Here is a 26597-nt window from a genome sequence, read left to right as displayed (position 1 = left end):
TAGGTGCACCCCACCCTCAAGTGCGGGCTCGTAGCTCAGTTGGTAGAGCAACGGACTTTTAATCTGTAGGTCTCGGGTTCGAGCCCCGACGAGCCCACCACTTGATGCCGGCCCGCCGCGGTCCCCGCGTCAGCCCGCCACCAGCCCCGCGCGGTTCGCGGCCCCGAAATAGCCGCGCATGGCCGCCGCTGCCCGCTCCGTCAGCGTGATGTGGGCACGGCGCTTGTCGGTCGGATCCGGCTCACGGCCGAACAGCTCGGCGTCGTGCATCGTCCCGATCCAGCGCAAGGCGGTGGTCGGCGGCACCGCCGCGGCGATGCACAGGCTCGACACCGACACGCGCCGCCCCTCGAGCCGCGCGGCGTAGAGGTCGAGCAGCATGTCCCAGGCCGGATCGGCGAACAGCTCGGCCGTAAAGAACTGGTCACGCAGGCGCCGGGCCCGGATCACCGCGCGCACCGTACGCGGATCGGCGTCGGGCTCGGACGCCGGTTCGCCGCGATAGCCGGGCGTGCGGTCGCGCACGGCGGGTTGCTCGGCGGTGAGCTGGCTCAGCACCTCGGCGAGCCGGGCGACTTCCTCGTTGAGCAGGCGCAGCCGTTCGGCCTCGCGCTCGCGCGTCGCGTCGTGCAGCCGCGCGCTCGGCGGCGTCAGTGCGTGCGCGACCGCCGCCGCCTGCTCGGCGGGGCTCGCGTCGCACAGCAGGACGGCGCCGGTGCCGAGCATCGGGCCGGCGATCGCATCGATCGCGGCGGGATCGAGCAGCACCACGGTCCGGCAATCCCGCGTTGCGACCGGCCCTGCGAGCGAGGCCGCGAGCGCGGCGGCGGCGGGGACCGAGAGCCCGCCGGCATCGACGAGCAGCAGGTCGAGGCTGGCCTGCTCGGCCATGCGGGCTTCGGCCTTGTCCGGCGTGACCATCCCGAGCGTGCGAGCACCCGCGGCGTCGAGCAGCCGCTCGAGCGATGCCAGCCGCTCCGGCGTGCCGACAACCAATGCCCCCGGCGTGCCGGCCAGCGAATCCAGGGGAGAGCGAGCGACCGTCTCAAGCATCCGAAACCTCCGCTTTGCGATGCAATGCGGATGCTTCCCCGGTTTGTCGCTTGGAGGTAAGCATAAGTGCCTCCGTTCTCAATCCGTTTCGGAGGAGTTATCTCCGGAACGGATCAAGAACGCAAGCGGCATCTCAACCGAACACGTCCTCGGCGTCGTCGAACTCGTCCTCGACGAGCAGGCGTGCGGCCGCGGCGGCGCTGCCGCCGCTCAGCGCGACCCACACCGCCGCGACCACGGCGCTGCCGATCGATTGCAGGATCATCATGACGCTGAAGCTGCTGAACCGCTCGGCTTGGCGCTCGGCCGCGAGCAAGCTCGCTTCCGGATTGCCGACCGCCGACATGATGTCGGCGAAATAGCTGCCCATCGCGAACACGCTCACCACCATGGTCAGGATGAAGCCGATCACGACCACCACCAGCGCGGCGCCGAACAACGTCCAGAAATGGCCGCGACTCAACCGCCAGGCCTCGCCGATCACGAACTGGCCGCGATGCAGCGTGAGCGGGAAGGCGAGCGAGAAGCGGATGATGAAATACACCGCCAGACCGAACACGATGAGCCCGATCAGGAAGGAAAAGAGGACGGTCAGGGCCGGCGACTGGCTGCCCATCGCGACGCCTGCGCCGAGCAGGCCGAGCACCAGGCTCGCGCCGAAGAGCAGGACCATGCTGACGATGAAGAACAGGATGCAGAGAACGATCATGCGCAGCTCGTCCATGCCCACGCGCAGGAAGGCGATCCCGCCCGCATTGGGGCGCAGCACCGCGCGCATCGCGGCGGTGTAGAGCACCACGCCGACGAGGGCGAGGATGAGGTTGAGCAGCCAGACCGGCGCCATCGCCGACATCATCGCACCCGGATCCGCGCTCGTCGCCGGATCCAGCGCGCTCGCCATCATCGGCGCCATCGCCAGCAGGATCGCGATATTGCCGGCGAGGTAGATGCCCGCCCAGATCGCCACTGCGGTGAAATGCTCGCGGAACACGCCGAATGCGCCTTCCAGAACCCGTCCGACACTGATCATCGCCCAGCCCCCCCTATCTGGCTGGCCAGTCCCGCCGAATCAGTCGAGCGACTTGCCAGATCGTCAAAGGATTGATCCCCCGGATCAATCCAGCGATTTGACGATCTCCTCGACCATCTTCTTGGCGTCGGCCAGCAGCATCATCGTGTTGTCCTGGTAGAAGACGTCGTTGTCCACCCCCGCATAGCCGACGCCGCCCATCGAGCGCTTGATGAACAGCACGGTCTTGGCCTTGTTCACGTCGAACACGGGCATGCCGTAGATCGGCGAGGACTTGTCGGTCTTGGCCGCCGGGTTCACCACGTCGTTGGCGCCGATGATGAAGGCGACGTCGGTCTGGCTGAACTCGGAGTTGATGTCCTCGAGCTCGAACACCTCGTCATAGGGCACGTTCGCCTCGGCCAGCAGCACGTTCATGTGCCCCGGCATGCGGCCCGCGACCGGGTGGATCGCGTATTTGACGCGCACGCCATGCTCCTTGAGCTTGTCGGCCATCTCGCGCAGCACGTGCTGCGCCTGGGCGACCGCCATGCCGTAGCCGGGCACGATGATGACCTGCTCGGCCTGCTGCATCAGGAACGCCGCGTCCTCGGCCGAGCCGCGCTTCCACGGCCGGTCGATCGCGGCAGCCGCCGCGCCGCCGCCGCTGTCGCCGCCGAAGCCGCCCGCGATCACGCTGATGAAGCTGCGGTTCATCGCGCGGCACATGATGTAGGAGAGGATCGCGCCCGAGCTGCCGACCAGCGCGCCGGTGATGATCATCGCGGTGTTGCCGAGCGTGAAGCCCATCGCGGCGGCCGCCCAACCCGAATAGCTGTTGAGCATCGACACCACGACCGGCATGTCGGCGCCGCCGATCGGGATGATCAGCAGGAAGCCGATCAGGAACGAGAGCGCGGTGATGGTCCAGAACACCCACAGGCTCTGGTCAGTCACGAAATAGCCGATCAGGCCGAGGATCGCGGCGAGCGTGCCGAGATTGATCACGTGGCGCGCGGGCAGCATGATCGGCTTGCCCGACATGTTGCCGTTCAACTTGGCGAAGGCGATGACCGATCCCGAGAAGGTGATCGCGCCGATCGCGATGCCGAGGCCCATCTCGATCCGGCTGACCGCGAAAATCTGTCCCGACGCGTCGGCGATATGGAACGCCTCGGGATTGAGGAAGGCGGCCGCCGCCACCAGCACCGCCGCCAGGCCGACCAGGCTGTGGAACGCCGCAACGAGCTGCGGCATGTCGGTCATCGCGATCTTGCGCGCGGTGACCCAGCCGATGATGCCGCCGACGGCGATCGCGCCGACGATCTCGGGCAGGGAGGCGACCTCGTGCGTGACCAGCGTCGTGACAACGGCGATCAGCATGCCGGCCATGCCGAAGCGGTTGCCGCGGCGGCTGGTCGCCGGCGACGAAAGCCCGCGCAGCGCGATGATGAAGCAGACGCCCGCGATCAGATAGGCGAGCGCAACCCAGGGGTTGACGGGAGCAGCCTCGTGCATCGGCTCAGCCCTTCTTCTTGTACATGGCGAGCATGCGCTCGGTGACGGCGAAGCCGCCGAAGATGTTCACGCTGGCGAGCGCGACCGCGACGAGGCCGAGCCATTTGGCGGTCGGGCTGCCCGCCGCGGCGGATGCGATCAGCGCGCCGACGATGATCACCGAGGAGATGGCGTTGGTGACCGCCATCAGCGGGGTGTGCAGCGCCGGCGTGACCGACCACACGACATAATAGCCGACGAAGCACGCCAGCACGAAGATCGACAGGATCGAGATGAAGTCCATGTCAGCGCCCCCTTGCGCGAGAATCAGGCGAGCAGACGCTCATTCACTACCTTGCCATCCCTGGTAAGCCGGATCGCGTCGCCGATCTCCGCGTCGAGCACCGGCTTGCCGGCGTCCTTGTCCCAGAAGGCGGAGAGGAAGTTGTAGAGGTTACGCGCGAACAGCGCCGAAGCGTCGGAAGCGAGGCGCGAGGGCACGTTCCTGTGCCCGACGATCTTGACGCCATGCTTCTCGACGATTTCGCCCGCGACCGCGCCCTCGACATTGCCGCCGCTCTCGACCGCGAGGTCGACGATGACGCTGCCCGGCCGCATCGATGCGATCTGCGCATCGCTGATCAGGCGCGGCGCGGGGCGCCCAGGAATCAGCGCGGTGGTGATGACGATGTCCTGCTTGGCGATGTGCGAGGAGACCAGTTCGGCCTGCGCCGCCTTGTACTCGTCGCTCATCTCGGTGGCATAGCCGCCCGAGCCCTCGCCCTCGATCCCCGCGACCTTCTCGACGAAGATCGGCTTGGCGCCGAGCGACAGGATCTGCTCCTTGGTCGCCGAGCGCACGTCGGTCGCCGAGACCTGAGCGCCGAGGCGGCGGGCGGTGGCGATCGCCTGAAGGCCGGCGACGCCGACGCCCATCACGAACACCTTGGCGGCCGAGACGGTGCCGGCGGCGGTCATCATCATCGGGAAGGCGCGGCCATATTCGCCCGCCGCGTCGAGCACCGCCTTGTAGCCCGACAGGTTCGACTGCGAGGACAGGATGTCCATCGACTGGGCGCGGGTGATGCGCGGCATGAACTCCATCGCCAGCGCCTCGATCCCGAGCGCGGCATAGGCGTCGACGCGCGCGCGCTCGCCGAACGGATTGAGGCCCGCGGCCAGCCACGCGCCGGGCTTGATTCCCGTCAGGCTCGCCGGGTCCGGCCCGGCCACGCCGAGCACGATGTCGGCGTTCGCGAGCACCGCGGCGCGCGGTCCGACCGTCGCGCCGGCGGCGGAAAAGGCGGCATCGTCCAGGGAAGCGGTGTCACCCGCCCCGTTCTCGACCGCCACTTCGGCGCCGAGCGAGACGAATTTCTTGACCGTTTCCGGCGTCGCGGAAACGCGCCGCTCGCCGGCGGCGGTTTCCTTGAGGACCGCGATCTTCACCTCAGGAGGCGATCAGGAAGATCACGATCACGGCGATGACGACGGTGACGGCCGTGCCGATCTTCATCATCCGCATGAAGCCGCCATAGGTGTTTTCATGTGCCTTCATGTCGCCGGACTGGGCCATGCGTAGCTTCCCCTCTAACGCGTTGTCGCGAGCCTCATTAGACGCGGCGCCCCCGCCCCTCAAGTCCCGCGCACTTTTGAACGCTTAAGCCGGTCTTTACCGACTGGGGTTATCCCGGGTGACCGATTTAGGGACACTGGGGACAAAGGATGACGCGCAACGGCCAGCGCCTCCTGATGCTGATCGACGACGAACCGGCGCAGCGGCGGCTGGCGGCCGCCATCGCCGCGCGCCGCGGCTGGCGTACGATCTTCGCCGGCGACGGCGAGACCGCGCTGGCGACGCTGGGCACGCCCGACGGCATGGCGCTGGACGCGATCGTGCTCGATCACTGGGCACCCGACTTCGATGCGGCGAGCCTGATCGCCGAGCTGCGCGCCAATCGCCCGATGCTGCCGATCCTGCTGCTCACCGCCAACGGCTCGGTCGCCGCCGCGGTCAGCGCGATGCGCGCCGGGGCGACCGATTTCCTGGTCAAGCCGCTCGCGCCCGAACGCCTGCTCGCCGCGCTCGACACCGCGGTCGGCGCCAAGGTCGCGGGCGAGCTGCGACCGCTGACCGAGAAGATGGGCGCGCACCTCGCCTTCGACGAGATCGTCGGCTCGGCGCCGCAGTTCCGCGCCGCGCTCGCCATCGCCGCCAAGGCGGCGCGCGCGCGCGTGCCGGTGCTGATCGAAGGCGAGAGCGGCGTCGGCAAGGAAGTGGTCGCCGAGGCGATCCATGCCGCCAGCCCGCGTCATGCCAAGCCGGTGGTGCGGGTGAATTGCGGCGCGATCCCCGCCAACCTCGTCGAATCCGAGCTGTTCGGGCACGAGAAGGGCGCCTTCACCGGCGCGTTCGAACGCAAGATCGGCCGTTTCCAGGAAGCCGATGGCGGCACCATCCTGCTCGACGAGATCGGCGAGATGCCGCTCGAGGCGCAGGTCAAGCTGCTGCGCGTGCTGCAGTCGGGCGAAGTCCATCCGATCGGCGCGCGCCACGTCAGCGAAGTCGATGTGCGCGTGATCGCGGCGACCAACAAGACGCTGGCGACCGAGGTCGAGGAAGGCCGCTTCCGCGAGGACCTCTATTACCGCCTCAACGTGGTGCAGGTGACGATCCCGCCGCTGCGCGAGCGCGCCGGCGACATCGCGCCGCTCGCCCGGCATCTGCTCGCGCGGATCGCCGAGCAGCCGGGGCTGCGCCCGCTCGGCATCACCGACGACGCGATCGCGCTGCTCGCCAGCTATGACTGGCCCGGCAATGTCCGGCAGCTGCAGAACGCGCTGTTCCGCGCCGCGGTGCTGTGCGACGGCGACGCGCTCACCCGCGCCGATTTCCCGCAGATCGCCCAGCTCTCCGGCGGACGTCCGGCGGGAAGCATGGCCAATGGCGGCGCGGCATCGGGCGCGGGGATCACGCTGTTCCGCGCCGACGGCAATCTGCGCGCGCTCGACGAGATCGAGGCCGACGTGATCCGCCTTGCCATCGGCCATTACCGCGGGCGGATGACCGAGGTCGCACGGCGGCTCGGCATCGGCCGCTCGACGCTCTACCGCAAGCTCGGCGAGCTGGGCATCGATCAGAACGCGGCTTAATTTGTGGCGCGGCACCGGCCCGCTCCCCCGCCCGGCCACCCATAGGATGCTAGTGCTGGGTGCCCGGGCGGGGGAGCGAGCCGGTGCCGCTCGACAAGCGCCTAGATCTCGTCGTCCATATGGCTCTGCCGCAGGCCGGGCAGCATGCGGTGGAACACCACGTCCTCGTCGAAGAACTGGTGCTTGAGCGCCCCCGCGACGTGGAAGAAAAGCAGCAGCAGGACGAAATACACCGCGCCCTCGTGCACGCTGCCGAGCGTCTCGCGCAGCTCGGGCGACTTGGGCACGGGCAGGTCGAACCATGGGATGAAGCCGAAGATCTCGCCCGTGCCGCGCTTGCCCGCCGACACCGTCGCCCAGCCGAGCAGCGGGACCGCGAGCAGCATCACATAGAAGCCGATATGCGTGCCGCGCGCGAAGATCCGTTCCCAGGCCGGCATGCTGTCGGGAAAGCGCGGCCAGGGATGCGCAATGCGCCAGCCGATGCGAATCAGCGTCAGCAGCAGCACGGTGACGCCGATCGACTTGTGCCACGGAAACAGGCTGCGATTGTCCTCCATCGCGATGGCGATGACGATGTTCGCCACCACCAGCAGGACCACGGTCCAGTGGATCAGGACGGATAGGTTGGAATAACGGTCATAGGCCTCGCGCATGGCTCCTCTCCTGACGACCTTGTGGTCGTCAATCGCACGAAACGACCCTATGTTCCCTGCCATGGCGAGACGATTTGAAGGGCGCAGCGCGCTGATCACCGGTGCGGCATCGGGCATCGGGCAGGCAGTCGCGGAGCGGCTGGCGGCGGAGGGCGCGGCGCGGCTGGTGCTGGTCGATCGCGATGCGGACGCGCTGGCGCGCGTGGATCTGCCCGCGGAGATCATGCGCGTCGCCGGCGATGTGGCGGACGAGGGGATGTGGGACGGGCTCGACCTGGGTGGCCTCGACCATGCCGTGGTCAATGCCGGGGTGGCGGGCGCGAGCCCGATCGCGGGCCACGACTTCGCCGAATGGCGGCGCATCCTGTCGGTCAATCTCGACGGCGCGTTCCTGACGCTGCGCGCGGCGCTGCGGGCGATGCGGGGCCGGGGCGGGAGCATCGTGCTCACCGCCTCCGCGGCCGGGATCAAGCCCGAGCCCGGCGTCGCCGCCTATGGCTGCTCCAAGGCGGCGCTGATCCATCTCGCCAAGGTCGCGGCGAAGGAAGGGGCGGCCGAGGGCATCCGCGTCAACGCGATCGCGCCGGCCGGGGTCGAGACGCCGGTGTGGGACGCGGTGCCGATGTTCGCCGAGCGCGCCGCGCAGATCGGCCGCGACGCCGCCTTTGCCGAGATGGCCAAGCTCGCCACGCCGCTCGGCCGCTACGCCAAGGCGGCGGAGGTGGCGGGGCAGATCGCGTTCCTGCTGAGCGAGGACAGCGCGCTCGTCACCGGCACGGTGCTGCTCAGCGACGGCGGCTACACGCTTTAGCGCGATGCCGCTGGCGAAGCCCGCACGGCTTCCCATATACTGCCGGCGATGCTTCGATTCCTGCTCGTGATCGCCGCGCTGGCGGCTCTCGCCTTCGTCGCCGTCACGCTGTTCGCGGTCGGCGCCGCCGGGCTCGCGCTGTTCTTCGGCGCGCGCAAATTGCGCCAGCGCCTTGCGGGCGCCAAGCTCAAGCGGATCAAGCAGGCGCGTCCCGCCGATCCGCTCGAGGGCGCCTGGGCGGCGGCCGCGGGCGAGGCCGACTGGGCGGTCAGCCGGATCGCCGCGGCGCGGACCAGTTGCGCACGGCTGCTCGCGCTCGCCGACGCCGAGCCGCTCGCCGCCGATGTGGTCGACTGGGCCAATGTCGTGCGCCGGCGCGTGCCCGACCTGGTTGCGTCGTGCCTGGCGGAATGCCGCGAGGCGACCGGGGCCGAGCGCCGCCGCAACCTCGACGATCTGGTCGAGAGCCTGGAGAAGATCGGCGCCGAGGCCGAACGCCGCCGCGACCGCTTCCGCGAGGCCCGGGTCAGCCCGTTCGCGGTGCAGCGCACTTATGTCGAGCAGCGTACCCGGCCCGACCCGCTGGGGTAGGCATCGATATGTGATCCTCCCCCGCCAGGGGGAGGTGTCAGCGCAGCTGACGGAGGGGGCGGATGCCAGAACATTGGCGATTCGCTTCCTCCCCCTCCGTCGCCTTCGGCGCCACCTCCCCCTGGCGGGGGAGGATTATTCTAACGCCCGACCAGCGCCGCGTCGCGCAGGCCGCGCCAGACCCGCAGCGCCTGCACCGTTTCCGGCACGTCGTGGACGCGCAGCAGCTGCGCGCCGAGCTCGGTGCCCTTGAGCGCCAGCGCGAGCGAGCCGCCGAGCCGCTGGTCCGCCGGCGCCTCGTTCGACAGCGCGCCGACGATTCGCTTGCGGCTCGCCCCGAGCAGCAGCGGCACGCCGAGGCCGTGGAACAGCGCCAGGCCGTTGAGCAGCGCGAGATTGTCGGCGAGCGACTTGCCGAAGCCGATGCCGGGGTCGGCGAGGATACGGCTGCGATCGACCCCCGCCGCGACGACCGCCGCGATCCGCGCCTCCAGCCAGTCATGGACTTCGAGCAGCGGGTCGGCGTAGCCGCGCCCGCCGTCCGCGCCTTGCCTGGGGTCGCCGGCATGCATCAGCACCACCGGGCATTGCGCACGCACCACGACCTCGAGCGCGCGGTCGTCCCACAGCAGCGCCGAGACGTCGTTGACGAGATGCGCGCCGGCGGCGAGCGCGGCCTCCATCACCCCGGCCTTGCGGGTGTCGGCCGAGACCAGGGTGCCGCTGCGCGCAAGGCGTTCGATCACCGGGACGACGCGCTTGATCTCGTCGCCCTCCCACACTTGCTGCGCGCCCGGGCGGGTCGATTCGCCGCCGACATCGATCAGCGCCGCGCCCTGGGCGGCCATATCGACGCCCGCCGCGGCCGCAGCCTCGGGGTTTTCCGCGTGCTTGCCGCCGTCGGAGAAGCTGTCGGGCGTCATGTTGAGGATGCCCATGACCTGCGGCTGGTCGAAGCGCAGCACCCGCTCGCCGAGCTGGAGCGGCGGGCGCGGCGCCGTGATCCGCGCGGCGATCGCCTGGAGCCGTTCGTCGGCGGGGAGATCGCCGACGGGGATCGTGCGCTGGATCACGCGCTTGCCGTTCTCGACCGCGATCAGCTCCCACGCCGAGAACCACAGCAGCCCGCCCGCCAGCCGCGCCACCTCGCCATCGCGCTCGATCGGCGAGTCCGCGAACTGGACGGGGCGGAGATAGGGTCGGGCGTTGGTCGGGATTTGCACCGGAATTCTTCGCCTTTCTGCATTCGCGTCGTCCCATTCCACTTTCGCGAGCCGGGTACGCAAGCAAGAACTAGTTTAACCTAATTGGTTCGCGTAGGAAAGTCGTAGCCGGTTACGGCGGATTTGTGCGGTTTTCGCGCGGCGGGCGGTGTGGGGCGGAGCGGCACGCGGCGCAACGTAGCGAGGCGTATCGGGAACGCGGTACGGAACATGTCGTGGACGATGTTGGCGAATCGCGTCCCGCGCGGTTCCGTCCGGCCGAGGGGCGGTGGCAAGTAGGTCCGCTTCGCCATTCGCGTCCCGAGCGGGAAATAAATCCTCCCCCTCCGGGGGAGGAATGAGGTGACCTTGAATGTCGATAGCCCTACGGCTGGGTCGCGAGGAGATAGGTCTGGCGCAGCGCGTCGATCGGCTTCAGGCCGCCCTCGGCCTCGTAATGCCAGAAGGTCCAGCCGTTGCACGACGGCGCGCCCTGCAGCGTCGCGCCGACCTTGTGGATCGAGCCGGCGGTGCCGCAGTCGCTGAGCAGCGAGCCGTCGGCCTTGACCACCGCGCGCCAGCGGCGCCTGGTGTCGGAGAGCACCGCGCCCGGGGTCAGATAGCCGGTCTCGACCAGCGTGCCGAAGGCGACGCGCGGCGCCTGGCGCGGGGCCATCATCGTGGTGACCGCGCTTTCGTCGAGCGGCAGCGCCGCGGCGATGCGCTCCCGCGCCGCCTCGACATAGCCGCCCTCGCGCTCGATCCCGATCCAGTGACGGCGCAGGCGCTTGGCCACCGCGCCGGTCGTGCCGGTGCCGAAAAAGGGATCGAGGACGACGTCGCCCGGCTTGGTGCAGGCGAGCATCACGCGGTAGAGCAACGCCTCGGGCTTCTGGGTCGGGTGGACCTTGGTGCCGTTCTTCTTCAAGCGCTCCTGCCCGCCGCAGATCGGGAATTCCCAGTCCGAGCGCATCTGCAGCTCGTCGTTGAGCGTCTTCATCGAGCGGTAGTTGAAGGTGTATTTGGCCTTCTCGCCCATCGACGCCCAGATCAACGTCTCGTGCGCGTTGGTGAAGCGCGTGCCCTTGAAATTGGGCATCGGGTTGGCCTTGCGCCAGATGATGTCGTTGAGGATCCAGAAGCCCAGGTCCTGGATCGCCGAGCCGACCTTGAAGATATTGTGGTAGCTGCCGATCACCCAGATCGTGCCGTCGGGCTTCAGGACACGGCGCGCCTCGGCGAGCCAGGCGCGGGTGAAGGCGTCATAGGCCGACAGCGAATCGAACTTGTCCCAGTCGTCGGTCACCGCGTCGACGAAGCTGCCGTCGGGGCGGTTCAAGTCGCCGCCGAGCTGGAGGTTGTAGGGCGGGTCGGCGAAGATCATGTCGACCGAGGCGGCGGGGAGCGCGCGCATCGCCTCGATGCAATCCTGCTGGATGATCGAATCGAGCGGCAGCACGTCGACCCAGCTGCGGGTGCGTACCTCCGTCTTCGCGACCTTTTCGATGACCCCCATTAACCGCTCCAAACCCGTTGAACGCGCGAGACGCCACGAAAGCGCGGACTCCGTCAAGCGATCATTGGTTAACGGAAATGCTTTGAATTCCGTTAACTTGCCGGAACATTTCGCGACCCGACCAGATATTGAGTCCGGGAGTTATCCACAGGCCCAAGGGATGGGGTGTGGCGCGGAGGACTCATTTTGCAAGAAGCGACAGGCGGAAGATTGTCATAAATTTACAGGATCACAGCCTTGGCCGGCGCCGCGCAAACCGATCAACCTCAGGATGGCGCGGATTTGCAGGCCGGAGCGGTGTAAACGTGAATAGATGCGCCTCAACAAGCGAGGTGCTCAATGACTTACCAGGACGAGATCGCCCGGGCGAACGCGCCCATTGCCGCGCAGAATGGCCGCTGGGACGGGATCGACGCCGAATCCGTGGCGCGGATGCGGCTGCAGAACCGGTTCCGCACCGGGCTCGATATCGCCAAGTACACCGCCGGGATCATGCGCCGCGACATGGCGGCGTACGACGCCGATCCCGCGGCCTATACCCAGTCGCTGGGCTGCTGGCACGGCTTCATCGGCCAGCAGAAGCTGATCGCGATCAAGAAGCATTTCGGCACGACCAGGGGCAAGTATCTCTACCTCTCGGGCTGGATGATCGCGGCGCTGCGCTCGGACTTCGGGCCGCTGCCCGACCAGTCGATGCACGAGAAGACCAGCGTCCCGGCGCTGATCGAGGAGCTCTACACCTTCCTGAAGCAGGCCGACGCGCGCGAGCTCGGCATGATGTTCCGCGAGCTCGACGCCGCGCGCGAGGCCGGCAACGAAGTCGAGGCCGCGCGCATCCAGAACGCGATCGACAATTACGAGACGCATGTCGTGCCGATCATCGCCGATATCGACGCGGGCTTCGGCAATGCCGAGGCGACGTACCTGCTCGCCAAGAAGATGATCGAGGCGGGCGCCTGCGCGCTGCAGATCGAGAACCAGGTGAGCGACGAGAAGCAGTGCGGGCACCAGGACGGCAAGGTCACCGTGCCGCACGAGGACTTCCTGGCGAAGGTGCGCGCGTGCCGCTACGCCTTCCTCGAGCTCGGCATCGACGACGGCATCATCGTCACGCGCACCGATTCGCTCGGCGCGGGGCTGACCAAGCAGATCGCGTTCAGCAAGGAACCGGGCGATCTCGGCGACCAGTACAACGCGTTCCTCGACTGCGAGGCGGTGACCGATCCCGCATCGCTGCGCGGCGACGTCGTCATCGAGCGCGACGGCAAGCTGATGCGGCCCAAGCGGCTGCCGTCGAACCTGTTCCAGTTCCGCGAGGGGAGCGGGGCGGACCGCTGCGTGCTCGACTGCATCACCAGCCTGCAGCACGGCGCCGACCTGCTGTGGATCGAGACCGAGAAGCCGCATATCGAGCAGATCGCGGCGATGGTCGACCGCATCCGCGAAGTGATCCCCGACGCCAAGCTGGTCTACAACAACTCGCCGAGCTTCAACTGGACGCTCAACTTCCGCCAGCAGGTGTTCGACCGGTGGCTCGAGGAAGGGCGCGACGTCTCGGGCTATGACCGGGCGAAGCTGATGAGCGTGGACTATGACGGGACCGAGCTGGCGGCGGAGGCGGACGAGAAGATCCGCACCTTCCAGCGCGATGCATCGGCGCGCGCCGGCATCTTCCACCATTTGATCACGCTGCCGACCTATCACACCGCGGCGCTGTCGACCGACAATCTCGCCCGCGAATATTTCGGCGAGGCGGGGATGCTGGGCTATGTCAGGAACGTGCAGCGGCAGGAGATCCGGCAGGGCATCGCCTGCGTCAAGCACCAGAACATGTCGGGCAGCGACATCGGCGACGACCACAAGGAGTATTTCGCGGGCGAGGCCGCGCTCAAGGCGGGCGGGGTGCACAATACGATGAACCAGTTCGCGGCTTAGCTTGCCGCAGCGACTTTCCTGGGGAGGAAAGGAGGCCCGTCGTCACGCTCCGGCGTGGCGGCGGGCCTTTTCCGTGCAATCCTCCCCCGCCAGGGGGAGGTGGCAGGCGAAGCCTGACGGAGGGGGCGGAAGCGGTGCGCTGAAGGCTATGGGACGTCGCCGGCCTCCCCCTCCGTCGCCTTCGGCGCCACCTCCCCCTGGCGGGGGAGGATAAAGGCTCGTCCTACGCCTCGAACTCGACCACGACCGAAGCGGCGCTCTTCCTCGCCTCGCCGTGGTACACCGCCTCGATATTGTTGCCGGCGGGATCGAGCACGAAGGCGCCGTAATAGCCCGGGTGATAGGCCCGTTCGCCCGGTGCGCCGTTGTCGGTTCCGCCAGCCGCGAGCGCTGCCTTGTGGAAGGCTTCGACTTGTCCGCGGTCGGCGGCCTGGAAGGCGAGATGGTGGCGGCCGGTGAGCTCGCCGAGCGCGGCCTCGCTGTCGGCGGTCGAGACGAACAGCTCGTCATACCAGAAGGCGCTGTCCATCTCGCCGCCGAGCGGGATGCCGAGCACGCCGAACACGGCGTCGTAGAAGCGGCGGCTGGCGTCGAGGTCGCGGACGACGAGCTGGATGTGGTCGATCAGGCGGCCGCGGTGGAGCTGCTGGGTTTCCATTGAGGCATCCTCCTATTCCGCAGCGCCAACCGCCGGGCCGAAATCGAGTTCCGCCTGCGCCACGCGCCAGAAGCTGCGGCGGTGGTGCGGGGTCGGGCCGTGGACGCGCAGCGCCTCCTGGTGGACCTTGGCCGAATAGCCCTTGTTCGAGCGCCAGCCATATTGCGGATGGAGCGCGTCGAGCTCGTCCATCATGCAGTCGCGCCGGTGCTTGGCGACGATCGAGGCGGCGGCGATCGACAGGCACAATGCGTCGCCGCCGACCACGGCGTGGCTCCGATGCTCCCAGTCGGGGCAGCGATTGCCGTCGACCAGCACGAAGGCGGGCGGCTGCTCGAGCGCGGCGACCGCGCGCGTCATCGCCAGCATCGTCGCCCAGAAGATGTTGAGCGTGTCGATCTCCTCGACGCTCGCCATGCCGACCCCGACGCGCGCGCAGGCGAGGATGCGGGCGCAGAGATCGGCGCGCCTGGCGGCGGTGAGGACCTTGGAGTCGTCGATCCCCTCGGGGATGCAGCGCGGGTCGAGCACCACCGCGGCGGCGACCACCGGCCCGGCGAGGGGCCCGCGCCCCGCCTCGTCGACGCCCGCCACCGGCCCCTTGTGGAGGCGCTTGTAGCGGCGTTCGTATTTGAGGTCGGGCACCTCGCTAACCCTCCAGCTCGTCGAACGGCACGGCGCCCAGCGCGTGCCCGATCGGACCATGGCCTTTGCCGAGCCCGGGCGCGCTGATCAAGGCGATCCGCACGAAGCGGACCGCGCGGGTGAACGCTTCGCCGATCGGCAGCCCGGCGCCGAGGCCGGTGGCGAGCGCGCTGGCGAAGGTGCAGCCGGTGCCGTGCGTGTCGCCGGTCTCGATCCGCCTGGCGATCAGCTCGGCGGCGAGCTCGCCGTTCGGCGCGAAGAGGCGGTCGTGGACATCGGGGCCTTCGGCATGTCCGCCCTTCTCGGCGAGGTGACAGCCATGTGCGAGCACCGCCTTCCGCCCGCCGAGCACCGCGAGCTCGTCGAGATTGGGGGTGACGACCGCGGCAAGGTCCATCAGCCGTTCGAACGCGGCGATCGTGGCGGCGTCGGCGAGCACCGAGCCGCTGGTCGCGACCATCACCGGATCGAACACGATCGGCACATCGAGCGCCTCGAGCCGCCCGGCGACCGCCTGCGCGGTCTCGGCCGAGCCGATCATGCCGATCTTCACCGCATCGACGCCGATGTCGCTGACCACCGCGTCGATCTGGGCCAGCACCATCTCGACCGGCACCGGGTGGACGCCGGTGACGCCGAGCGTGTTCTGCGCGGTGATCGCGGTGATCGCGGTCATGGCGTGGCCGCCGAGCATGGTGACGGTCTTGATGTCCGCCTGGATGCCCGCGCCGCCGCCCGAGTCGGAGCCGGCGATGATCAGGATGCGCGGGATGGTCATCCCTTGAAGTATCGCCGCGTGCTCCCAGGATTGCGCTTGAGCGCGTCGCCGACGCGCGCCGGACGGTCGAGCAGCTCGCCGCCGCAATTGGGGCAGACCTCGTCGAGCGAATCGGCGCAGGCCGCGCAGAAGGTGCATTCGAACGAGCAGATGAAGGCGCCGCCCTGGTCGGCGGGGAGGTCGGTGCCGCAGCGTTCGCAATCGGGGCGCATCTCGAGCATGACGAAGCGGTAGCCGCTTCGTCATCCCGGCGAAAGCCGGGATCTCGTGCGGCAAGCGCGCCGCGTCCGTTCAGGAGACCCCAGCTTTCGCTCGGGTGACGGGATGGCGTTAAGCGGCCGCCTTGCGCACCGCCTCGCAGATGCGGTCGACCACCGCCTCGACCTGCTTCATGTCCTCGCCCTCGGCCATCACGCGGATCACCGGCTCGGTGCCCGAGGCGCGGATGAGGACGCGGCCGGTGCCGTCGAGCTCGGCCTGCGCCGCGGCGATGACCGATCTGACCGCGTCGTTCTCGAGCGGCTTGCCGCCCGCGAAGCGGACATTCTTGAGCAATTGCGGCAGCGGGTCGAAGCGGTGCAGCACCTCGCTCGCCGGGGCGCCGGCGCGGACCAGCTCGGCGAGCACCTGAAGCGCGGCGACGAGGCCGTCGCCGGTGGTGGCATAGTCCGAGAGGATGATGTGGCCCGACTGCTCGCCGCCGACATTGTAGCCCGAGGCGCGCATCTTCTCGAGCACGTAGCGGTCGCCGACCGCGGTGCGGACGAGGCCGAGGCCCTGCCCGGCGAGGTAGCGTTCGAGGCCGAGGTTGGACATGACGGTGGCGACGAGGCCGTCGCCGCGCAGCCGGCCCTGGCGCGCCCAGCCGCCGGCGATCGTCGCCATCAGCTGGTCGCCGTCGACGATCTCGCCATGCTCGTCGACCACGATCAGCCGGTCGGCGTCGCCGTCGAGGGCGATGCCGATCTGCGCGCCCGCGGCGACCACGGTCTCGCACAGCGTCAGCGGCGCGGTCGAGCCGACCTGGTCGTTGATGTTCTTGCCGTTGGGGTTGACGCCGATCGCGACGACCTCGGCGCCGAGCTCCCACAATGCCGAGGGCGCGACCTGATAGGCGGCGCCGTTGGCGCAATCGACCACGACCTTGAGCCCGTCGAGCCGCAGATCCTCGGGGAAGGTCGACTTGGCGAAGTGGATGTAGCGGCCGCGCGCGTCCTCGATGCGCTTGGCGCGGCCGATGTCCGGCGAGGGGGCGAGCGGGATCTCGCCGTCGATCAGCGCCTCGATCGCGAGCTCGTCGGCATCGGACAGCTTGTAGCCGTCGGGGCCGAACAGCTTGATGCCGTTGTCGGCATAGGGGTTGTGGCTGGCCGAGATCATCACGCCCATGTCGGCGCGCATCGAATGGGTGAGCATCGCCACCGCGGGCGTGGGCATCGGGCCGACCAGCACCACGTCCATGCCGACGCTGGTGAAGCCGGCGACCAGCGCATTCTCGAGCATATAGCCCGACAGCCGCGTGTCCTTGCCGATCACCACGCGGTGCTTGTGATCGCCGCGGCGGAAGTGCGCGCCGGCCGCCATGCCGACCTGCATCGCCATCGCCGCGGTCATCGGCGCGATGTTGGTCTTGCCGCGAATCCCGTCGGTGCCGAAATATTTTCTTGCCATATCCGTCCGCTTTGCGACCTTGCCGCCTTCCCTGGCGCGCGGTGATAGCGCCGTTCACTCTCAAGGGCGAGTATGTCGCAACCCGCAACCAACATTCCGGCGCGCGCCGCCGCCTTCCTGCTCGGACCGGCGAACCGCGCGCAGCCGATGCGCATCCTCGTCGCGCTGGTCGCCGCGCTGGTGATCGGCGTGGGCGCGGCCGCCTCGGCGCCCGAGCGCGCGCTGGCCGCGGCCGACTGGGTGGCGCCGATCGGGACGATCTGGCTGCACGCGCTGCAGATGACGATCATCCCGCTGGTGGTGTCGCTGCTGATCACCGGCATCTCGGCGACCGCGGAGAAGGCGCGGGCGGGGCGGCTGGCGGGGCGGGCGTTCGCCACCTTCATCGTGCTGCTGTGGTTCTCGTCGGCGATCGGCGGGGCGCTGACGATCCTCTATCTCGACCTGTTCCCGCTCGCCCCGGCCTCGGCGCAGGCGCTGCAGGGCGCGCTGGCCGAGAAGACGCCCGAGATCGGCACGATCCCGCCGTTCATCGACTTCCTCGTCGCGATGGTGCCCTCGAACCCGGTGACCTCGGCGGCGAACGACGCGTTCCTGCCGCTGATCCTGTTCACCACGGTGTTCGCCTTCGCGCTCACCCGGCTGCCGCAGGAGCAGCGCGAGACGCTGACGCGCTTCTTCGAGGCGCTCGGCAACACGATGCTGGTGGTGATCAACTGGGTGCTGTGGCTGGGGCCGATCGGCGTCGCCGCGCTCGCTTATGTCGTGGGCGCGCGCGCCGGGACGGCGGCGTTCGGCGCGCTGCTCCATTATGTCGCGATCCTGTGCGCGGTTGGACTGGTGATGTGGCTGCTCGCGGCGCCGTTCGCGGTGATCGCGGGGCGGGTGTCGCCGATGCGCTACATCCGCGCGGTGGCGCCGTCGCAGGCGGTGGCGTTCTCGACTCAGTCGTCGCTGGCGAGCCTCCCCGCCATGCTCAAGGCCACCGAGAAGCTCGGCGTGCCCGCGGCGCATTCGGGCGTGGCGCTGCCGATCGCGGTGGCGATCTTCCGCTGGACCGGGCCGGCGATGAACTTCGCGGTCGCGATCTATGTCGCGCACCTGCTCGGCATCGAGCTCGGGCCGAGTCAGCTCGCCGCGGGCTGGGTGGTGGCGGCGATCACCACGATGGGCGCGGTCGGGCTGCCCGGCACGATCAGCTTCGTCAGCTCGATCGCGCCGATCGCGACCGCGATGGGGGTGCCGATCCCGATGCTCGGGCTGCTGGTGGCGGTCGAGACGATCCCCGACATCTTCCGCACGCTCGGCAACGTCGCGATGGACGTCAGCGCGACGCGCGTGGTGAGCGCGCGCACCGGCGGCGAGGAAGAGACGCTGGAGGACGAAACCGACCGGCTGCTCAGGGACGAGGGCTAGGTCCCCGGCGGGTCGACCCGCACCATGCCGGCGTCGCGATGCTCGAAGGTCAGGTTGACGCTGCGCGCGCCGACCGGGGCGGTGCGATGCGGCACGCCGCGCGGGACGGTGTAGAGCTGGCCGGGGGCGAGCTCGACGACATGGTCCGCGAACTCGATCCGCAGCCCGCCTTCGATGGAGAGGAAGCTCTCGTCCGAATCGGGATGCACGTGCCAGTAGAAGGGCTCGAACATCGTCGAGATGCGGACGACATGGTCGTTGACCTCCGCGACCGGGTGATTGTCGTAGGTGCCGCTGCCGGCTTCGGCGGCAAGGTCGATCGGTTCGCGGACGGGCATCGGTCGGCTCCCTATTTCATCAGGACGAGTTCTTCCGCCATCGACGGGTGAAGCGCCACGGTCTGGTCGAAATCGGCCTTGGTCAGCCCGGCCTTCACCGCCACGGCCGCCGCCTGGAGGATCTCCGGCGCGTCGGGGCCGATCATGTGGAGGCCGAGCACCTTCCCGGTGTCGGCGGTGCACACCATCTTGTACAGCGCGCGCTCGTTGCGGCCGGCAAGCACGTTCTTCATCGCCCGGAAGTCCGAGGTGTAGACGCGGACCGAGCCGTATTTCTGCTTGGCCTGGCTCTCGGTCAGGCCGACCCCGGCCATCGGCGGGTGGCTGAACACCGCCGAGGGGATGCAGCCATAGTCGACGGTGGTCGGCTTGCCGCCGAACACCGAGTCGGCGAACGCCTGTCCCTCGCGGATCGCGACGGGGGTGAGCTGGACGCGGTTGGTGACGTCGCCCACCGCATAGATGGAATCGACCGAGGACTTGCTGTCGGCGCCGACCACCACCGCGCCCTTGGCGTCGAGCTCGACCCCGGCCTCCTCGAGCCCGAGATTCCCGGTGTTGGGCACGCGGCCGGTGGCGAAGATGAGGCAATCGACGTCGAGATCCTCATGGTTGGTCATCGACACGCGGAGGCTGCCGTCGGCCTGCTTCTCGATGCCCTTGAACTCGGCGTGGAAGCGGAAGTCGATGCCCTTGGTCATGCTGATCTGGAGCAGGCGGTCGCGGATCTGCTCGTCATAGCCGCGCAGGATCACGTCGGTGCGGTTGATGAGCGTGACCTTCGAGCCGAACTCGTTGAAGATGCCGGCGAACTCGTTGGCGATATAGCCCGCGCCGGCGATCAGCACGCGCCTGGGCAGCTTGTCGAGGTGGAACACCTCGTTCGAGGTGATGCCGTGCTCGTGGCCGGGGCAATGCGGGACGGCGGGGCGCGCGCCGACCGCGATCAGGATCCTGCCAGCGCTGACCGTGCGGCCGCTCGCCAGCGTCACCTCGTTCGGGCCGGAGACGGTGGCGCGCTCGTGGATGATCTCGACGCCATGGCTGTCGAGCGTGCTGATGTACGCCTTGTTGAGCCGGTCGACCTCGGCGAGGACATTGTCGCGCAGCACCGTCCAGTCGAAGCCGCAATCGGGCACGTTCCAGCCGAAGCGGCGCGCGTCCTTGAGGTCCTCGGCGAAATGCGCGCCGTAGACGAGCAGCTTCTTGGGCACGCAGCCGCGGATCACGCAGGTGCCGCCGACGCGATACTCCTCGGCGATCGCGACCTTCGCGCCGTGCGCCGCGGCGACGCGCGAGGCGCGCACCCCGCCCGATCCGGCGCCGATCACGAAGAGGTCGTAGTCGTAGTCAGCCATTCACTTGCTCCCGCTCATCGCGCCGGAGCCGCAGATAGGCGCGTGCCGCCAGGATGCCAACGGATCGGGCGCCGGGTTCGCGGGTTTAATCCATGTAAGGAGAGACCCGATGCACATCATCCTCGGGGGTACGGGCCATGTCGGCTCGGCGGTGGCGAGCGCGCTGCTCGCCCAAGGCCAGCCGGTGACGATCGTCAGCCACGATCGCGGCAAGGCGGGCGAGTGGAAAGCCAAGGGCGCCAGGGTCGCGATCGCCGACATCCTCGACGTGCGCGCGCTAACCGATGTGTTCTGCAGCGGCACGCGCGCCTTCCTGCTCAATCCGCCCGCCGCGCCGCACACCGACACCGATGCGCAGGAGCGCCGCACGGTCGAGGCGATCCTCACCGCTGCGGAAGGATCGGGGCTGGAGAAGCTGGTGGCCGAATCGACCTATGGCGCGCAGCCGGGCGACCGTTGCGGCGACCTCAACACGCTGTGGGAGCTGGAGCGCGGACTGGCCGAGCAGCCGATCCCCTATGCGGTCAATCGCGGGGCCTATTATTTCAGCAACTGGGCGGCGAACCTGGCGGAAGTGCGCGAAGAGGGCGTGCTGCGGACCATGTTCGACCCGGATTTCGAGCTGCCGATGGTCGCGCCGGCGGACCTGGGCAAGCATGCCGCGGCGCTGATGACCGACGACCGCACCGGCATCTTCTTCGTCGAGGGGCCGCGGCGCTACACCCCGCAGGACGTCGCCAACGCCTTCGCCGCGGCGCTCGGCCGCAGCGTGCGGGTCGAGACCACCCCGCGCGAGCAATGGGTGCCGGCGTTCAAGGCGATCGGCTTCTCCAGCCCGGCGGCGGAAAGCTATGCGCGGATGACCGGCGCGACGGTGGACGATCCGGATTTCCCGGACGATCCGGTGCGCGGCGTGGTGCGGCTGGAGGACTATATCTCCGCGCTGGTGATGCGCGAAGTGGAGGTGGCTTAGCGCGAAGACTATCCTCCCCCGCCAGGGGGAGGTGGCGCGGAAGGCGACGGAGGGGGCGGAAGCACATCACTCAAATGTTCTGGCATCCGCCCCCTCCGTCAGCTTCGCTGACACCTCCCCCTGGCGGGGGAGGATCGATAGCGATCTAGCCGAACGCGCGGCGGATGAGATCGGTGGTCGAGGGGTCGAAGTCCTGCCCGCCCTTGTCGGCCGCCTTGGCCATCTCCTTGCCCAGCTCGACGCCGAACTGGTCGAACGGGTTGATGCCGAGCAGGGCGGCGTTCACGAAGGTGCGCTGCTCGTAGAAGGCGATCAGCGCGCCGAGCGTGCGCGGGTCGAGCTCGTCGAGCAGGATCGTGGTCGAGGGGCGGTCGCCGGGATAGGCGCGCGCGGCGTCGTCATTGGCGCGGCCGGCCATCAGCGCGGCGCCCTGGGCGAAGGCGTTGATCAGCAGCTGGCGGTGGTGGTCCTCCGACTGGCTGTCACCGGGCTCGATCACCGCGACGAATTCGAGCGGGACGAGGTGCGTGCCCTGGTGGAGCAGCTGGAACACGGCGTGCTGCGCGTCGGTGCCGACCCCGCCCCAGGTGATCGGCGCGGTGGCGCGGCCGACGGGCTCGCCCGCGGCGGTGACGCCCTTGCCGTTCGACTCCATCTCGAGCTGCTGGAGATAGGGCGGGAGCAGGCGCAGCCGCTCGTCATAGGCGAACACGCCGCGCGTCTCGCAGCCGCGCACCTGCGTGTAATAGAGGTCGGCGAAGGCGGCGAGGACCGGGGCGTTGCTCTTGAGGTCGGTCAGGCGGAAATGGCGGTCCATCTCGGCGGCGCCGTCGAGCAGCGCCTCGAACGCGTCCCAGCCCAATGCGAGCGCGGCGGGGAAGCCGATCGACGACCACAGCGAATAGCGGCCGCCGACGCTCTCGGCGAAGGGGAGGATGCGAGTCTCGTCGACGCCCCATTCGATCGCCTTGTCGGGCGCGGCGGTGAGCGCGATGACATGGCCATAGGGATCCTCGACGCCATGCTCGCGCATCCAGTCGAGCGCGCTCTCGGCGTTGAGCAGGGTCTCGGTGGTGGTGAAGGTCTTCGACGCGACCGCGATCAGCGTGGCGTGGGGATCGAAGCTTGCGATCGCCTCCTCGAGCGCGCAGCCGTCGACATTGGAGACGATCGCGACGTCGTAGCGCGCGCCGTCGCGGCCGAGCGCGTCGACCAGCAGCTCGGGGCCGAGCGCCGAGCCGCCGATGCCGATGTGCAGGACATGGGCGACGGGGCCCAGCGCCTCGGCCTCGATCGCGTCGATCAGGCCGCGCATGCGGGCGTGGAAGGCGGCGGCACGGGCGACGCTGTCCTCTGCGCCCTCGCCGCGTTCGGCGGTGTGCTCGGCGGCGCGGCCCTCGGTGACGTTGACCGTCTCGCCGGCGAACAGCGCGTCGCGCCGGGCGGCGAGGCCGGCCGACTTGGCGAGCGCGGCGAAGGCATCGAGCGCGGCGGCGTCGAGATGCGTCTTGGAGAAGTCGAAATGGATGCCGGCGACGTCGGCGGTGAGCAGCGCGAGGCGGCTCGAATCGGTGGCGAACAGCTGCTTGAGCGGGGTGCGGGGCAGGCTTTCGATCGCGGTCCAATCGGGGGTGGTCATCGCCTGTCTCCTGTGATTTGGGCGGCATGTAGCGTGCCGTTTCGGGCATCGCCAGATGGGCTGGCGCCTTCCACCGCCTTGACGCTGCCACACAGCCCGCGCAGAGCAGGCATCCATGGACGATACCGCCACCGCCGCCGATTCCGCCCCGGCCTCCGCCCACGCCCCCAAGCCGCGCTCCGAATGGCGCGACACGCTGAGCTTCCTGATCAAGCTCGCGATCCTGGTGTTCGTGGTGCGCAGCTTCATCTTCGCGCCGTTCAGCATCCCCTCGGGATCGATGCTGCCGCGGCTGCTGGTCGGCGACTATCTGTTCATCACCAAATGGAATTACGGCTATTCCAAGCACTCGCTGCCGTGGAGCCTGCCGCTGATCCCCGGCCGCATCTTCGCCGAGGATCCGACGCGCGGCGACGTTGTGGTGTTCAAGGCGCCGCCCGAGGCCGATACCGACTGGATCAAGCGCGTGATCGGCCTGCCCGGCGACACGGTGCAGATGCGCGGCGGCCAGCTGATCCTCAACGGCCAGCCGATCCCCAAGCAGCGAATCGCCGATTTCGTGCTGCCGATCACGCCCAATTTCCCGATCGAGGGGCCGGGCACCGGCGGCGGCTGCGCGCCCGATTTCGTCGAGTCGGGGCCGAACGGCACGCAATTGTGCCGCATTCCGCGCTTCCGCGAGACGCTGCCCAACGGCAAGAGCTACGAAGTGCTCGACGAGGGCCCGAACCCCGCCGCCGACGATACCGAGCTGTTCACCGTGCCCGCCGGCCATGTGTTCCTGATGGGCGACAACCGCGACGATTCGGCCGACAGCCGCTTCATCCCGATGCTCGACAGCGACGGCCGCAACCGCGGCGGGATCCGCTTCGTGCCGATGGAGAATCTCCAGGGCAAGGCGGTGGTGAGCTTCTGGTCGACCGACGGCAGCGCGAGCTGGGTGCTGCCCTGGACCTGGTTCACCGCAGCGCGCTGGAACCGCATCGGGGAAGGTTTTTGAGCGAGGCGCTGGCCGACTGGCTGGCGCGGGTGCTGGGTGAGGCTCCGGCGGCGCTGGCGGGTTACGAACGGGCGCTGACGCATGGCAGCCAGGGCGCGGCCAATTACGAGCGGCTCGAGTTCCTCGGCGACCGGGTGCTGGGGCTGACGGTCGCCGAATGGCTGTACGAGCGCTTTCCCGACGAGCCCGAGGGCAAGCTGTCGCGCCGCTTCAACTCGCTGGTGACCGGGCAGGTGTGCGCGGAGGTGGCGCGCGAGATCGGCGTGGCGGCGCACCTCAAGCTCGGCAAGCAGGCGCGCGACGACGGCGCGGCGTCGAGCGACAATGTGCTGGGCGACGTGATGGAGGCGCTGATCGGCGCCTATTTCCGCGAGCGCGGGTTCGATGCGGCCAAGGCGCTGGTGCGGCGGCTGTGGGACAGCCGGATCGACGCGCAGGCGGCGGCGCCCAAGCATCCCAAGTCGGCGCTGCAGGAATGGGCGGCGGCGAACAACCGGCGCGCGCCCGAATATGAGCTGGTGGAGCGGTCCGGCCCCGGCCATGCGCCGCGCTTCAAGGTGCTGGCGCGGATCGGCAAGCTCGCCGAGGCCGAGGGCGAGGGCAGCTCCAAGCAGGAAGCCGAGACCGCGGCGGCGGCGGCGTTGCTGGCGGCGGTGAGCTAGACCAGCTTGCCGCCGGGCCCGTCGCCGAACATCTGCGACCAGCCGCTGCGCGTATCCATATACTCCCGGACCTGCGCGACGCGGCCGTCCGCGACCACGAACACGAAGCAATAGGACAGCTCGTAGCCGCGGCCGTTGACGAGGGTGGCGCGCATCCGCTCCTCGACCAGCACGAGATCGCCGGCCGCCGCCATGGTGCGGAAGTCGATCGCGACATCGGCGACGAACAACCGGCCGAACTCGTGCGCGATGAAGCGGGCGATCTCGTCCGGCCCGCGCATGTGGTGCGGATAATCGAGCGCGACCGCGGTGGCGTTGCCGGGCGGGGCGATCCATTCGGCGTCCGCGGTGAAGCAGGCGGCGATCCGCTCCGCATCGCGCGATGCGAAGGCTTCCCATGCCGCGGCGACGATTGTGCTGTTGTCCATGGCGAACGTGCTAGCGGCGCGTCCCGGACGCCGCGCTCCGGAAGTTGCGGTCAAGATTGCGCGCCGGTAGGGGCTGGCGATGAACATCGAACAACAACGCTGCGGCCTGGTCGCCGTGGTCGGCGCCCCCAATGCGGGCAAGTCGACGCTGGTGAACGCGCTGGTCGGGCAGAAGGTGGCGATCGTCAGTCCCAAGGCGCAGACGACGCGCGCGCGGCTGATGGGGATCGCGATCGAGGGCGACGCGCAGCTGCTGCTGGTCGACACGCCGGGCATCTTCGATCCCGCGCGGCGGCTCGACCGGGCGATGGTCGCGGCGGCGTGGGAAGGGTCCGAGGGCGCCGACCTGATCGCGCTGGTGGTCGACGGCAAGGGCGGCATCGGGCCCAAGGTGCGCGCGGTCGCCGAGGGGCTCAAGGCGCGGCGCGAGAAGAAGCTGCTGGTGCTCAACAAGGTCGATGTGGCCGACAAGCCGCGGCTGCTGGGGCACGCGGCGACGCTCAACGAGCTGGTCGAGTTCGACGACACCTATTTCGTCTCGGCGACCACCGGCGACGGGGTGGCCGAGCTGAAGGCGGCGCTGGCGGCGAAGATGCCGGCGGGGCCGTGGCATTTCCCGGAGGACCAGGTGTCGGACGCGACCGATCGCATGCTGGCGGCCGAGATCACGCGCGAGCAGCTCTACCACCTGCTCCATGCCGAGCTGCCCTATGCCACCGCGATCGAGACCGAGCAGTACAAGGAACGCGAGGACGGGTCGGTCGAGATCTACCAGCAGATCCTGGTCGGCCGCGAGAGCCAGCGCGCGATCGTGCTGGGCAAGGGCGGGGCGCGGATCAAGCAGATCGGGGCGAACGCGCGGGCCGAGCTGATCAGGCTGCTGGGGGTGAAGGTGCACCTCTATCTCCACGTCAAGGTGCGGCCGGACTGGGAAGAGGACCGCAGCCTCTATCGCGAGATCGGGCTCGACTGGGTGGATTGACGGCTGAGGCTCCTATCCTCCCCGCCAGGGGGAGGTGTCGGCCGCAGGCTGACGGAAGGGGCGGAAGCGGTTCGCAAGTGGGTGGAGGCATCGCTGTCCTTCCCCTCCGTCGCCTTCGGCGCCACCTCCCCCTGGCGGGGGAGGATTCTGGAATCCCAGCCTCAATTCAGCAGCGAATCGACCCATTCGGGGACCAGCGTGCCCGCCGGGCCGAGGCGGGATTCCGCGAACCAGGCGCTGCCTTCGGAGCGGTTGAGGTTGAGCTCGAGCGTGTCGGCGCCGGACGAGCGCGCGGTGCGCACGAAGCCGGCGGCGGGATAGACCGCGCCCGAGGTGCCGATCGAGACGAACAGGTCGGCGCGGGCGATGGCGGCGTCGATCGCTTCCATCCGGTAGGGCATCTCGCCGAAGAAGACGATGTCGGGACGCAGCGCCGGTGCACCGCACGCCGCGCAGCGGGTGCGGGGCGGGAGCGAATCCGTCCAGGGCGTGCGCGCGCCGCATTCGGCGCAGAGCGACGAGTTGAGCTCGCCATGCATGTGGATCAGGCGCCTGGAGCCCGCGCGCTCGTGCAGGTCGTCGACATTCTGGGTGACGAGCAGGAATTCGCCGGGCCATTGCGCATC

General features: G+C 69.1%; 28 protein-coding genes and 1 tRNA gene. 10 read left to right on the top strand and 19 right to left on the bottom strand.

Translation table 11 applies throughout. The features are described from left to right. The first annotated feature begins 24 nt into the window (after positions 1-24). Positions 25-100, top strand: a tRNA-Lys gene (locus ABDV68_RS08625). 29 nt (positions 101-129) lie between these two features. Here the strand turns inward: ABDV68_RS08625 and ABDV68_RS08620 are convergent. The 6 genes from ABDV68_RS08620 to ABDV68_RS08595 form a co-directional block, all read right to left on the bottom strand. Beyond that, entirely contained in the window at positions 130-1053 is a 924-nt protein-coding gene (locus tag ABDV68_RS08620; protein ID WP_343519424.1) for a hypothetical protein, read from the bottom strand. Positions 1054-1186: 133 nt separating this feature from the next. Beyond that, positions 1187-2083 carry a hypothetical protein gene (locus tag ABDV68_RS08615; RefSeq protein ID WP_343519422.1) on the bottom strand — a complete coding sequence of 299 codons (897 nt, stop codon included), beginning with the start codon at positions 2081-2083 and terminating at the stop codon, positions 1187-1189. 84 nt (positions 2084-2167) lie between these two features. After that, positions 2168-3580 carry an NAD(P)(+) transhydrogenase (Re/Si-specific) subunit beta gene (locus ABDV68_RS08610; RefSeq protein WP_343519420.1) on the bottom strand — a complete coding sequence of 471 codons (1413 nt, stop codon included), beginning with the start codon at positions 3578-3580 and terminating at the stop codon, positions 2168-2170. Between the two features lie 4 nt (positions 3581-3584). Beyond that, entirely contained in the window at positions 3585-3863 is a 279-nt protein-coding gene (locus ABDV68_RS08605; RefSeq protein WP_145847850.1) for an NAD(P) transhydrogenase subunit alpha, read from the bottom strand. A gap of 23 nt (positions 3864-3886) precedes the next feature. Further along, positions 3887-5008 carry an NAD(P) transhydrogenase subunit alpha gene (locus ABDV68_RS08600; protein ID WP_343519418.1) on the bottom strand — a complete coding sequence of 374 codons (1122 nt, stop codon included), beginning with the start codon at positions 5006-5008 and terminating at the stop codon, positions 3887-3889. Between the two features lies 1 nt (position 5009). Continuing rightward, on the bottom strand, positions 5010-5135 hold the full coding sequence (locus ABDV68_RS08595) for an aa3-type cytochrome c oxidase subunit IV (protein WP_343519417.1): 126 nt from the start codon (positions 5133-5135) through the stop codon (positions 5010-5012). Between the two features lie 149 nt (positions 5136-5284). Between ABDV68_RS08595 and ABDV68_RS08590 the strand changes: the two genes are divergently transcribed. Then, positions 5285-6712, top strand: a complete 1428-nt coding sequence (locus ABDV68_RS08590) for a sigma-54 dependent transcriptional regulator (RefSeq protein ID WP_343519416.1) — start codon at positions 5285-5287, stop codon at positions 6710-6712. A gap of 101 nt (positions 6713-6813) precedes the next feature. Here the strand turns inward: ABDV68_RS08590 and ABDV68_RS08585 are convergent, their stop codons facing one another. Further along, positions 6814-7368 carry a cytochrome b gene (locus tag ABDV68_RS08585; RefSeq protein WP_343519415.1) on the bottom strand — a complete coding sequence of 185 codons (555 nt, stop codon included), beginning with the start codon at positions 7366-7368 and terminating at the stop codon, positions 6814-6816. A 61-nt stretch (positions 7369-7429) separates the two neighbouring features. Here ABDV68_RS08585 and ABDV68_RS08580 point away from each other — a divergent pair, with 61 nt between their 5' ends. Then, positions 7430-8179, top strand: a complete 750-nt coding sequence (locus tag ABDV68_RS08580) for an SDR family NAD(P)-dependent oxidoreductase (protein WP_343519413.1) — start codon at positions 7430-7432, stop codon at positions 8177-8179. Between the two features lie 48 nt (positions 8180-8227). Further along, positions 8228-8770, top strand: coding sequence for a hypothetical protein (locus tag ABDV68_RS08575; RefSeq protein ID WP_343519411.1), 543 nt, complete (start codon positions 8228-8230; stop codon positions 8768-8770). 140 nt (positions 8771-8910) lie between these two features. Here ABDV68_RS08575 and folP read toward each other — a convergent pair whose 3' ends face one another. Together folP and ABDV68_RS08565 are read right to left on the bottom strand one after the other, a co-directional pair. Then, a complete protein-coding gene (gene folP / locus ABDV68_RS08570) occupies positions 8911-9993 on the bottom strand; it encodes a dihydropteroate synthase (protein WP_343519409.1) in 1083 nt (360 codons plus the stop codon). 364 nt (positions 9994-10357) lie between these two features. Then, positions 10358-11488 (bottom strand): site-specific DNA-methyltransferase, encoded by a 1131-nt coding sequence (locus tag ABDV68_RS08565; protein ID WP_343519408.1) that lies wholly within the window; start codon positions 11486-11488, stop codon positions 10358-10360. A gap of 339 nt (positions 11489-11827) precedes the next feature. On the opposite strand from ABDV68_RS08565, the gene ABDV68_RS08560 reads away from it, so the two are divergent. Next, complete coding sequence (locus ABDV68_RS08560; protein ID WP_343519407.1) at positions 11828-13423, top strand: isocitrate lyase; 1596 nt, start codon at positions 11828-11830, stop codon at positions 13421-13423. A 223-nt stretch (positions 13424-13646) separates the two neighbouring features. Here ABDV68_RS08560 and ABDV68_RS08555 read toward each other — a convergent pair whose 3' ends face one another. The 5 genes from ABDV68_RS08555 to glmM all read right to left on the bottom strand — a co-directional run bounded on the left by ABDV68_RS08555 (position 13647) and on the right by glmM (position 17175). After that, on the bottom strand, positions 13647-14081 hold the full coding sequence (locus ABDV68_RS08555) for a VOC family protein (RefSeq protein ID WP_343519406.1): 435 nt from the start codon (positions 14079-14081) through the stop codon (positions 13647-13649). Between the two features lie 12 nt (positions 14082-14093). Then, a complete protein-coding gene (locus ABDV68_RS08550; RefSeq protein ID WP_343519404.1) occupies positions 14094-14726 on the bottom strand; it encodes a ribonuclease HII in 633 nt (210 codons plus the stop codon). A 4-nt stretch (positions 14727-14730) separates the two neighbouring features. Next, the gene (gene thiD, locus ABDV68_RS08545; protein WP_343519403.1) at positions 14731-15504 is read right to left on the bottom strand and encodes a bifunctional hydroxymethylpyrimidine kinase/phosphomethylpyrimidine kinase; all 774 of its coding nucleotides are present in this window, start codon (positions 15502-15504) and stop codon (positions 14731-14733) included. Then, positions 15501-15725, bottom strand: coding sequence for a DUF1272 domain-containing protein (locus ABDV68_RS08540; protein WP_343519402.1), 225 nt, complete (start codon positions 15723-15725; stop codon positions 15501-15503). Before ABDV68_RS08540 ends, thiD begins: the two co-directional genes overlap by 4 nt. Positions 15726-15834: 109 nt before the next feature. Continuing rightward, positions 15835-17175: a phosphoglucosamine mutase gene (gene glmM / locus ABDV68_RS08535; protein ID WP_343519401.1), complete on the bottom strand. Its 1341-nt coding sequence runs from the start codon at positions 17173-17175 to the stop codon at positions 15835-15837. A gap of 72 nt (positions 17176-17247) precedes the next feature. Between glmM and ABDV68_RS08530 the strand changes: the two genes are divergently transcribed. Then, positions 17248-18591 (top strand): dicarboxylate/amino acid:cation symporter, encoded by a 1344-nt coding sequence (locus ABDV68_RS08530; protein ID WP_343519399.1) that lies wholly within the window; start codon positions 17248-17250, stop codon positions 18589-18591. On the opposite strand, the gene ABDV68_RS08525 is transcribed toward ABDV68_RS08530, so the two are convergent. Together ABDV68_RS08525 and gorA are read right to left on the bottom strand one after the other, a co-directional pair. Next, positions 18588-18929 carry a cupin domain-containing protein gene (locus tag ABDV68_RS08525; RefSeq protein ID WP_343519398.1) on the bottom strand — a complete coding sequence of 114 codons (342 nt, stop codon included), beginning with the start codon at positions 18927-18929 and terminating at the stop codon, positions 18588-18590. The two genes, ABDV68_RS08530 and ABDV68_RS08525, sit on opposite strands and share 4 nt — an antisense overlap. Before the next feature lie 11 nt (positions 18930-18940). Continuing rightward, positions 18941-20287: a glutathione-disulfide reductase gene (gene gorA, locus ABDV68_RS08520; protein WP_343519397.1), complete on the bottom strand. Its 1347-nt coding sequence runs from the start codon at positions 20285-20287 to the stop codon at positions 18941-18943. 109 nt (positions 20288-20396) lie between these two features. Here gorA and ABDV68_RS08515 point away from each other — a divergent pair, with 109 nt between their 5' ends. Next, positions 20397-21260 carry an NAD(P)H-binding protein gene (locus ABDV68_RS08515; protein WP_343519396.1) on the top strand — a complete coding sequence of 288 codons (864 nt, stop codon included), beginning with the start codon at positions 20397-20399 and terminating at the stop codon, positions 21258-21260. 145 nt (positions 21261-21405) lie between these two features. Here the strand turns inward: ABDV68_RS08515 and pgi are convergent, their stop codons facing one another. Next, a complete protein-coding gene (gene pgi / locus ABDV68_RS08510) occupies positions 21406-22899 on the bottom strand; it encodes a glucose-6-phosphate isomerase (RefSeq protein ID WP_343519395.1) in 1494 nt (497 codons plus the stop codon). Between the two features lie 115 nt (positions 22900-23014). Between pgi and lepB the strand changes: the two genes are divergently transcribed. Together lepB and rnc are read left to right on the top strand one after the other, a co-directional pair. Further along, on the top strand, positions 23015-23899 hold the full coding sequence (gene lepB / locus ABDV68_RS08505; RefSeq protein ID WP_343519393.1) for a signal peptidase I: 885 nt from the start codon (positions 23015-23017) through the stop codon (positions 23897-23899). Beyond that, entirely contained in the window at positions 23896-24561 is a 666-nt protein-coding gene (gene rnc / locus ABDV68_RS08500; protein ID WP_343519392.1) for a ribonuclease III, read from the top strand. The genes lepB and rnc overlap by 4 nt, the downstream gene beginning before the upstream one ends. Here rnc and ABDV68_RS08495 read toward each other — a convergent pair. After that, complete coding sequence (locus tag ABDV68_RS08495) at positions 24558-24989, bottom strand: nuclear transport factor 2 family protein (protein WP_343519391.1); 432 nt, start codon at positions 24987-24989, stop codon at positions 24558-24560. The two genes, rnc and ABDV68_RS08495, sit on opposite strands and share 4 nt — an antisense overlap. A 79-nt stretch (positions 24990-25068) precedes the next feature. Here ABDV68_RS08495 and era point away from each other — a divergent pair, with 79 nt between their 5' ends. Further along, the gene (gene era / locus ABDV68_RS08490; RefSeq protein WP_343519390.1) at positions 25069-25971 is read left to right on the top strand and encodes a GTPase Era; all 903 of its coding nucleotides are present in this window, start codon (positions 25069-25071) and stop codon (positions 25969-25971) included. 161 nt (positions 25972-26132) lie between these two features. Here the strand turns inward: era and ABDV68_RS08485 are convergent. Then, positions 26133-26597: Sir2 family NAD-dependent protein deacetylase (locus tag ABDV68_RS08485; RefSeq protein WP_343519389.1), on the bottom strand; the 465-nt coding region annotated here is incomplete at its 5' end.

The organism is Sphingomonas sp., assembly GCF_039595165.1.
GTDB lineage: Bacteria > Pseudomonadota > Alphaproteobacteria > Sphingomonadales > Sphingomonadaceae > Sphingomonas.
This window is presented reverse-complemented; position numbering and strand designations above follow the sequence as displayed.

Bases quoted from the DNA above. Each gene is read 5' to 3' on its own strand.
- ABDV68_RS08560 (WP_343519407.1), top strand. From the start codon at position 11,828: ATGACTTACCAGGACGAGATCGCCCGGGCGAACGCGCCCATTGCCGCG.
- ABDV68_RS08575 (WP_343519411.1), top strand. From the start codon at position 8,228: ATGCTTCGATTCCTGCTCGTGATCGCCGCGCTGGCGGCTCTCGCCTTC.
- ABDV68_RS08620 (WP_343519424.1), bottom strand. From the start codon at position 1,053: ATGCTTGAGACGGTCGCTCGCTCTCCCCTGGATTCGCTGGCCGGCACG.
- era (WP_343519390.1), top strand. From the start codon at position 25,069: ATGAACATCGAACAACAACGCTGCGGCCTGGTCGCCGTGGTCGGCGCC.
- ABDV68_RS08530 (WP_343519399.1), top strand. From the start codon at position 17,248: ATGTCGCAACCCGCAACCAACATTCCGGCGCGCGCCGCCGCCTTCCTG.
- glmM (WP_343519401.1), bottom strand. From the start codon at position 17,175: ATGGCAAGAAAATATTTCGGCACCGACGGGATTCGCGGCAAGACCAAC.
- pgi (WP_343519395.1), bottom strand. From the start codon at position 22,899: ATGACCACCCCCGATTGGACCGCGATCGAAAGCCTGCCCCGCACCCCG.
- ABDV68_RS08610 (WP_343519420.1), bottom strand. From the start codon at position 3,580: ATGCACGAGGCTGCTCCCGTCAACCCCTGGGTTGCGCTCGCCTATCTG.
- ABDV68_RS08495 (WP_343519391.1), bottom strand. From the start codon at position 24,989: ATGGACAACAGCACAATCGTCGCCGCGGCATGGGAAGCCTTCGCATCG.
- ABDV68_RS08605 (WP_145847850.1), bottom strand. From the start codon at position 3,863: ATGGACTTCATCTCGATCCTGTCGATCTTCGTGCTGGCGTGCTTCGTC.
- ABDV68_RS08580 (WP_343519413.1), top strand. From the start codon at position 7,430: ATGGCGAGACGATTTGAAGGGCGCAGCGCGCTGATCACCGGTGCGGCA.
- ABDV68_RS08565 (WP_343519408.1), bottom strand. From the start codon at position 11,488: ATGGGGGTCATCGAAAAGGTCGCGAAGACGGAGGTACGCACCCGCAGC.
- lepB (WP_343519393.1), top strand. From the start codon at position 23,015: ATGGACGATACCGCCACCGCCGCCGATTCCGCCCCGGCCTCCGCCCAC.
- ABDV68_RS08525 (WP_343519398.1), bottom strand. From the start codon at position 18,929: ATGCCCGTCCGCGAACCGATCGACCTTGCCGCCGAAGCCGGCAGCGGC.
- gorA (WP_343519397.1), bottom strand. From the start codon at position 20,287: ATGGCTGACTACGACTACGACCTCTTCGTGATCGGCGCCGGATCGGGC.
- thiD (WP_343519403.1), bottom strand. From the start codon at position 15,504: ATGACCATCCCGCGCATCCTGATCATCGCCGGCTCCGACTCGGGCGGC.
- ABDV68_RS08615 (WP_343519422.1), bottom strand. From the start codon at position 2,083: ATGATCAGTGTCGGACGGGTTCTGGAAGGCGCATTCGGCGTGTTCCGC.
- ABDV68_RS08585 (WP_343519415.1), bottom strand. From the start codon at position 7,368: ATGCGCGAGGCCTATGACCGTTATTCCAACCTATCCGTCCTGATCCAC.
- ABDV68_RS08590 (WP_343519416.1), top strand. From the start codon at position 5,285: ATGACGCGCAACGGCCAGCGCCTCCTGATGCTGATCGACGACGAACCG.
- ABDV68_RS08555 (WP_343519406.1), bottom strand. From the start codon at position 14,081: ATGGAAACCCAGCAGCTCCACCGCGGCCGCCTGATCGACCACATCCAG.
- ABDV68_RS08515 (WP_343519396.1), top strand. From the start codon at position 20,397: ATGCACATCATCCTCGGGGGTACGGGCCATGTCGGCTCGGCGGTGGCG.
- ABDV68_RS08540 (WP_343519402.1), bottom strand. From the start codon at position 15,725: ATGCTCGAGATGCGCCCCGATTGCGAACGCTGCGGCACCGACCTCCCC.
- ABDV68_RS08595 (WP_343519417.1), bottom strand. From the start codon at position 5,135: ATGGCCCAGTCCGGCGACATGAAGGCACATGAAAACACCTATGGCGGC.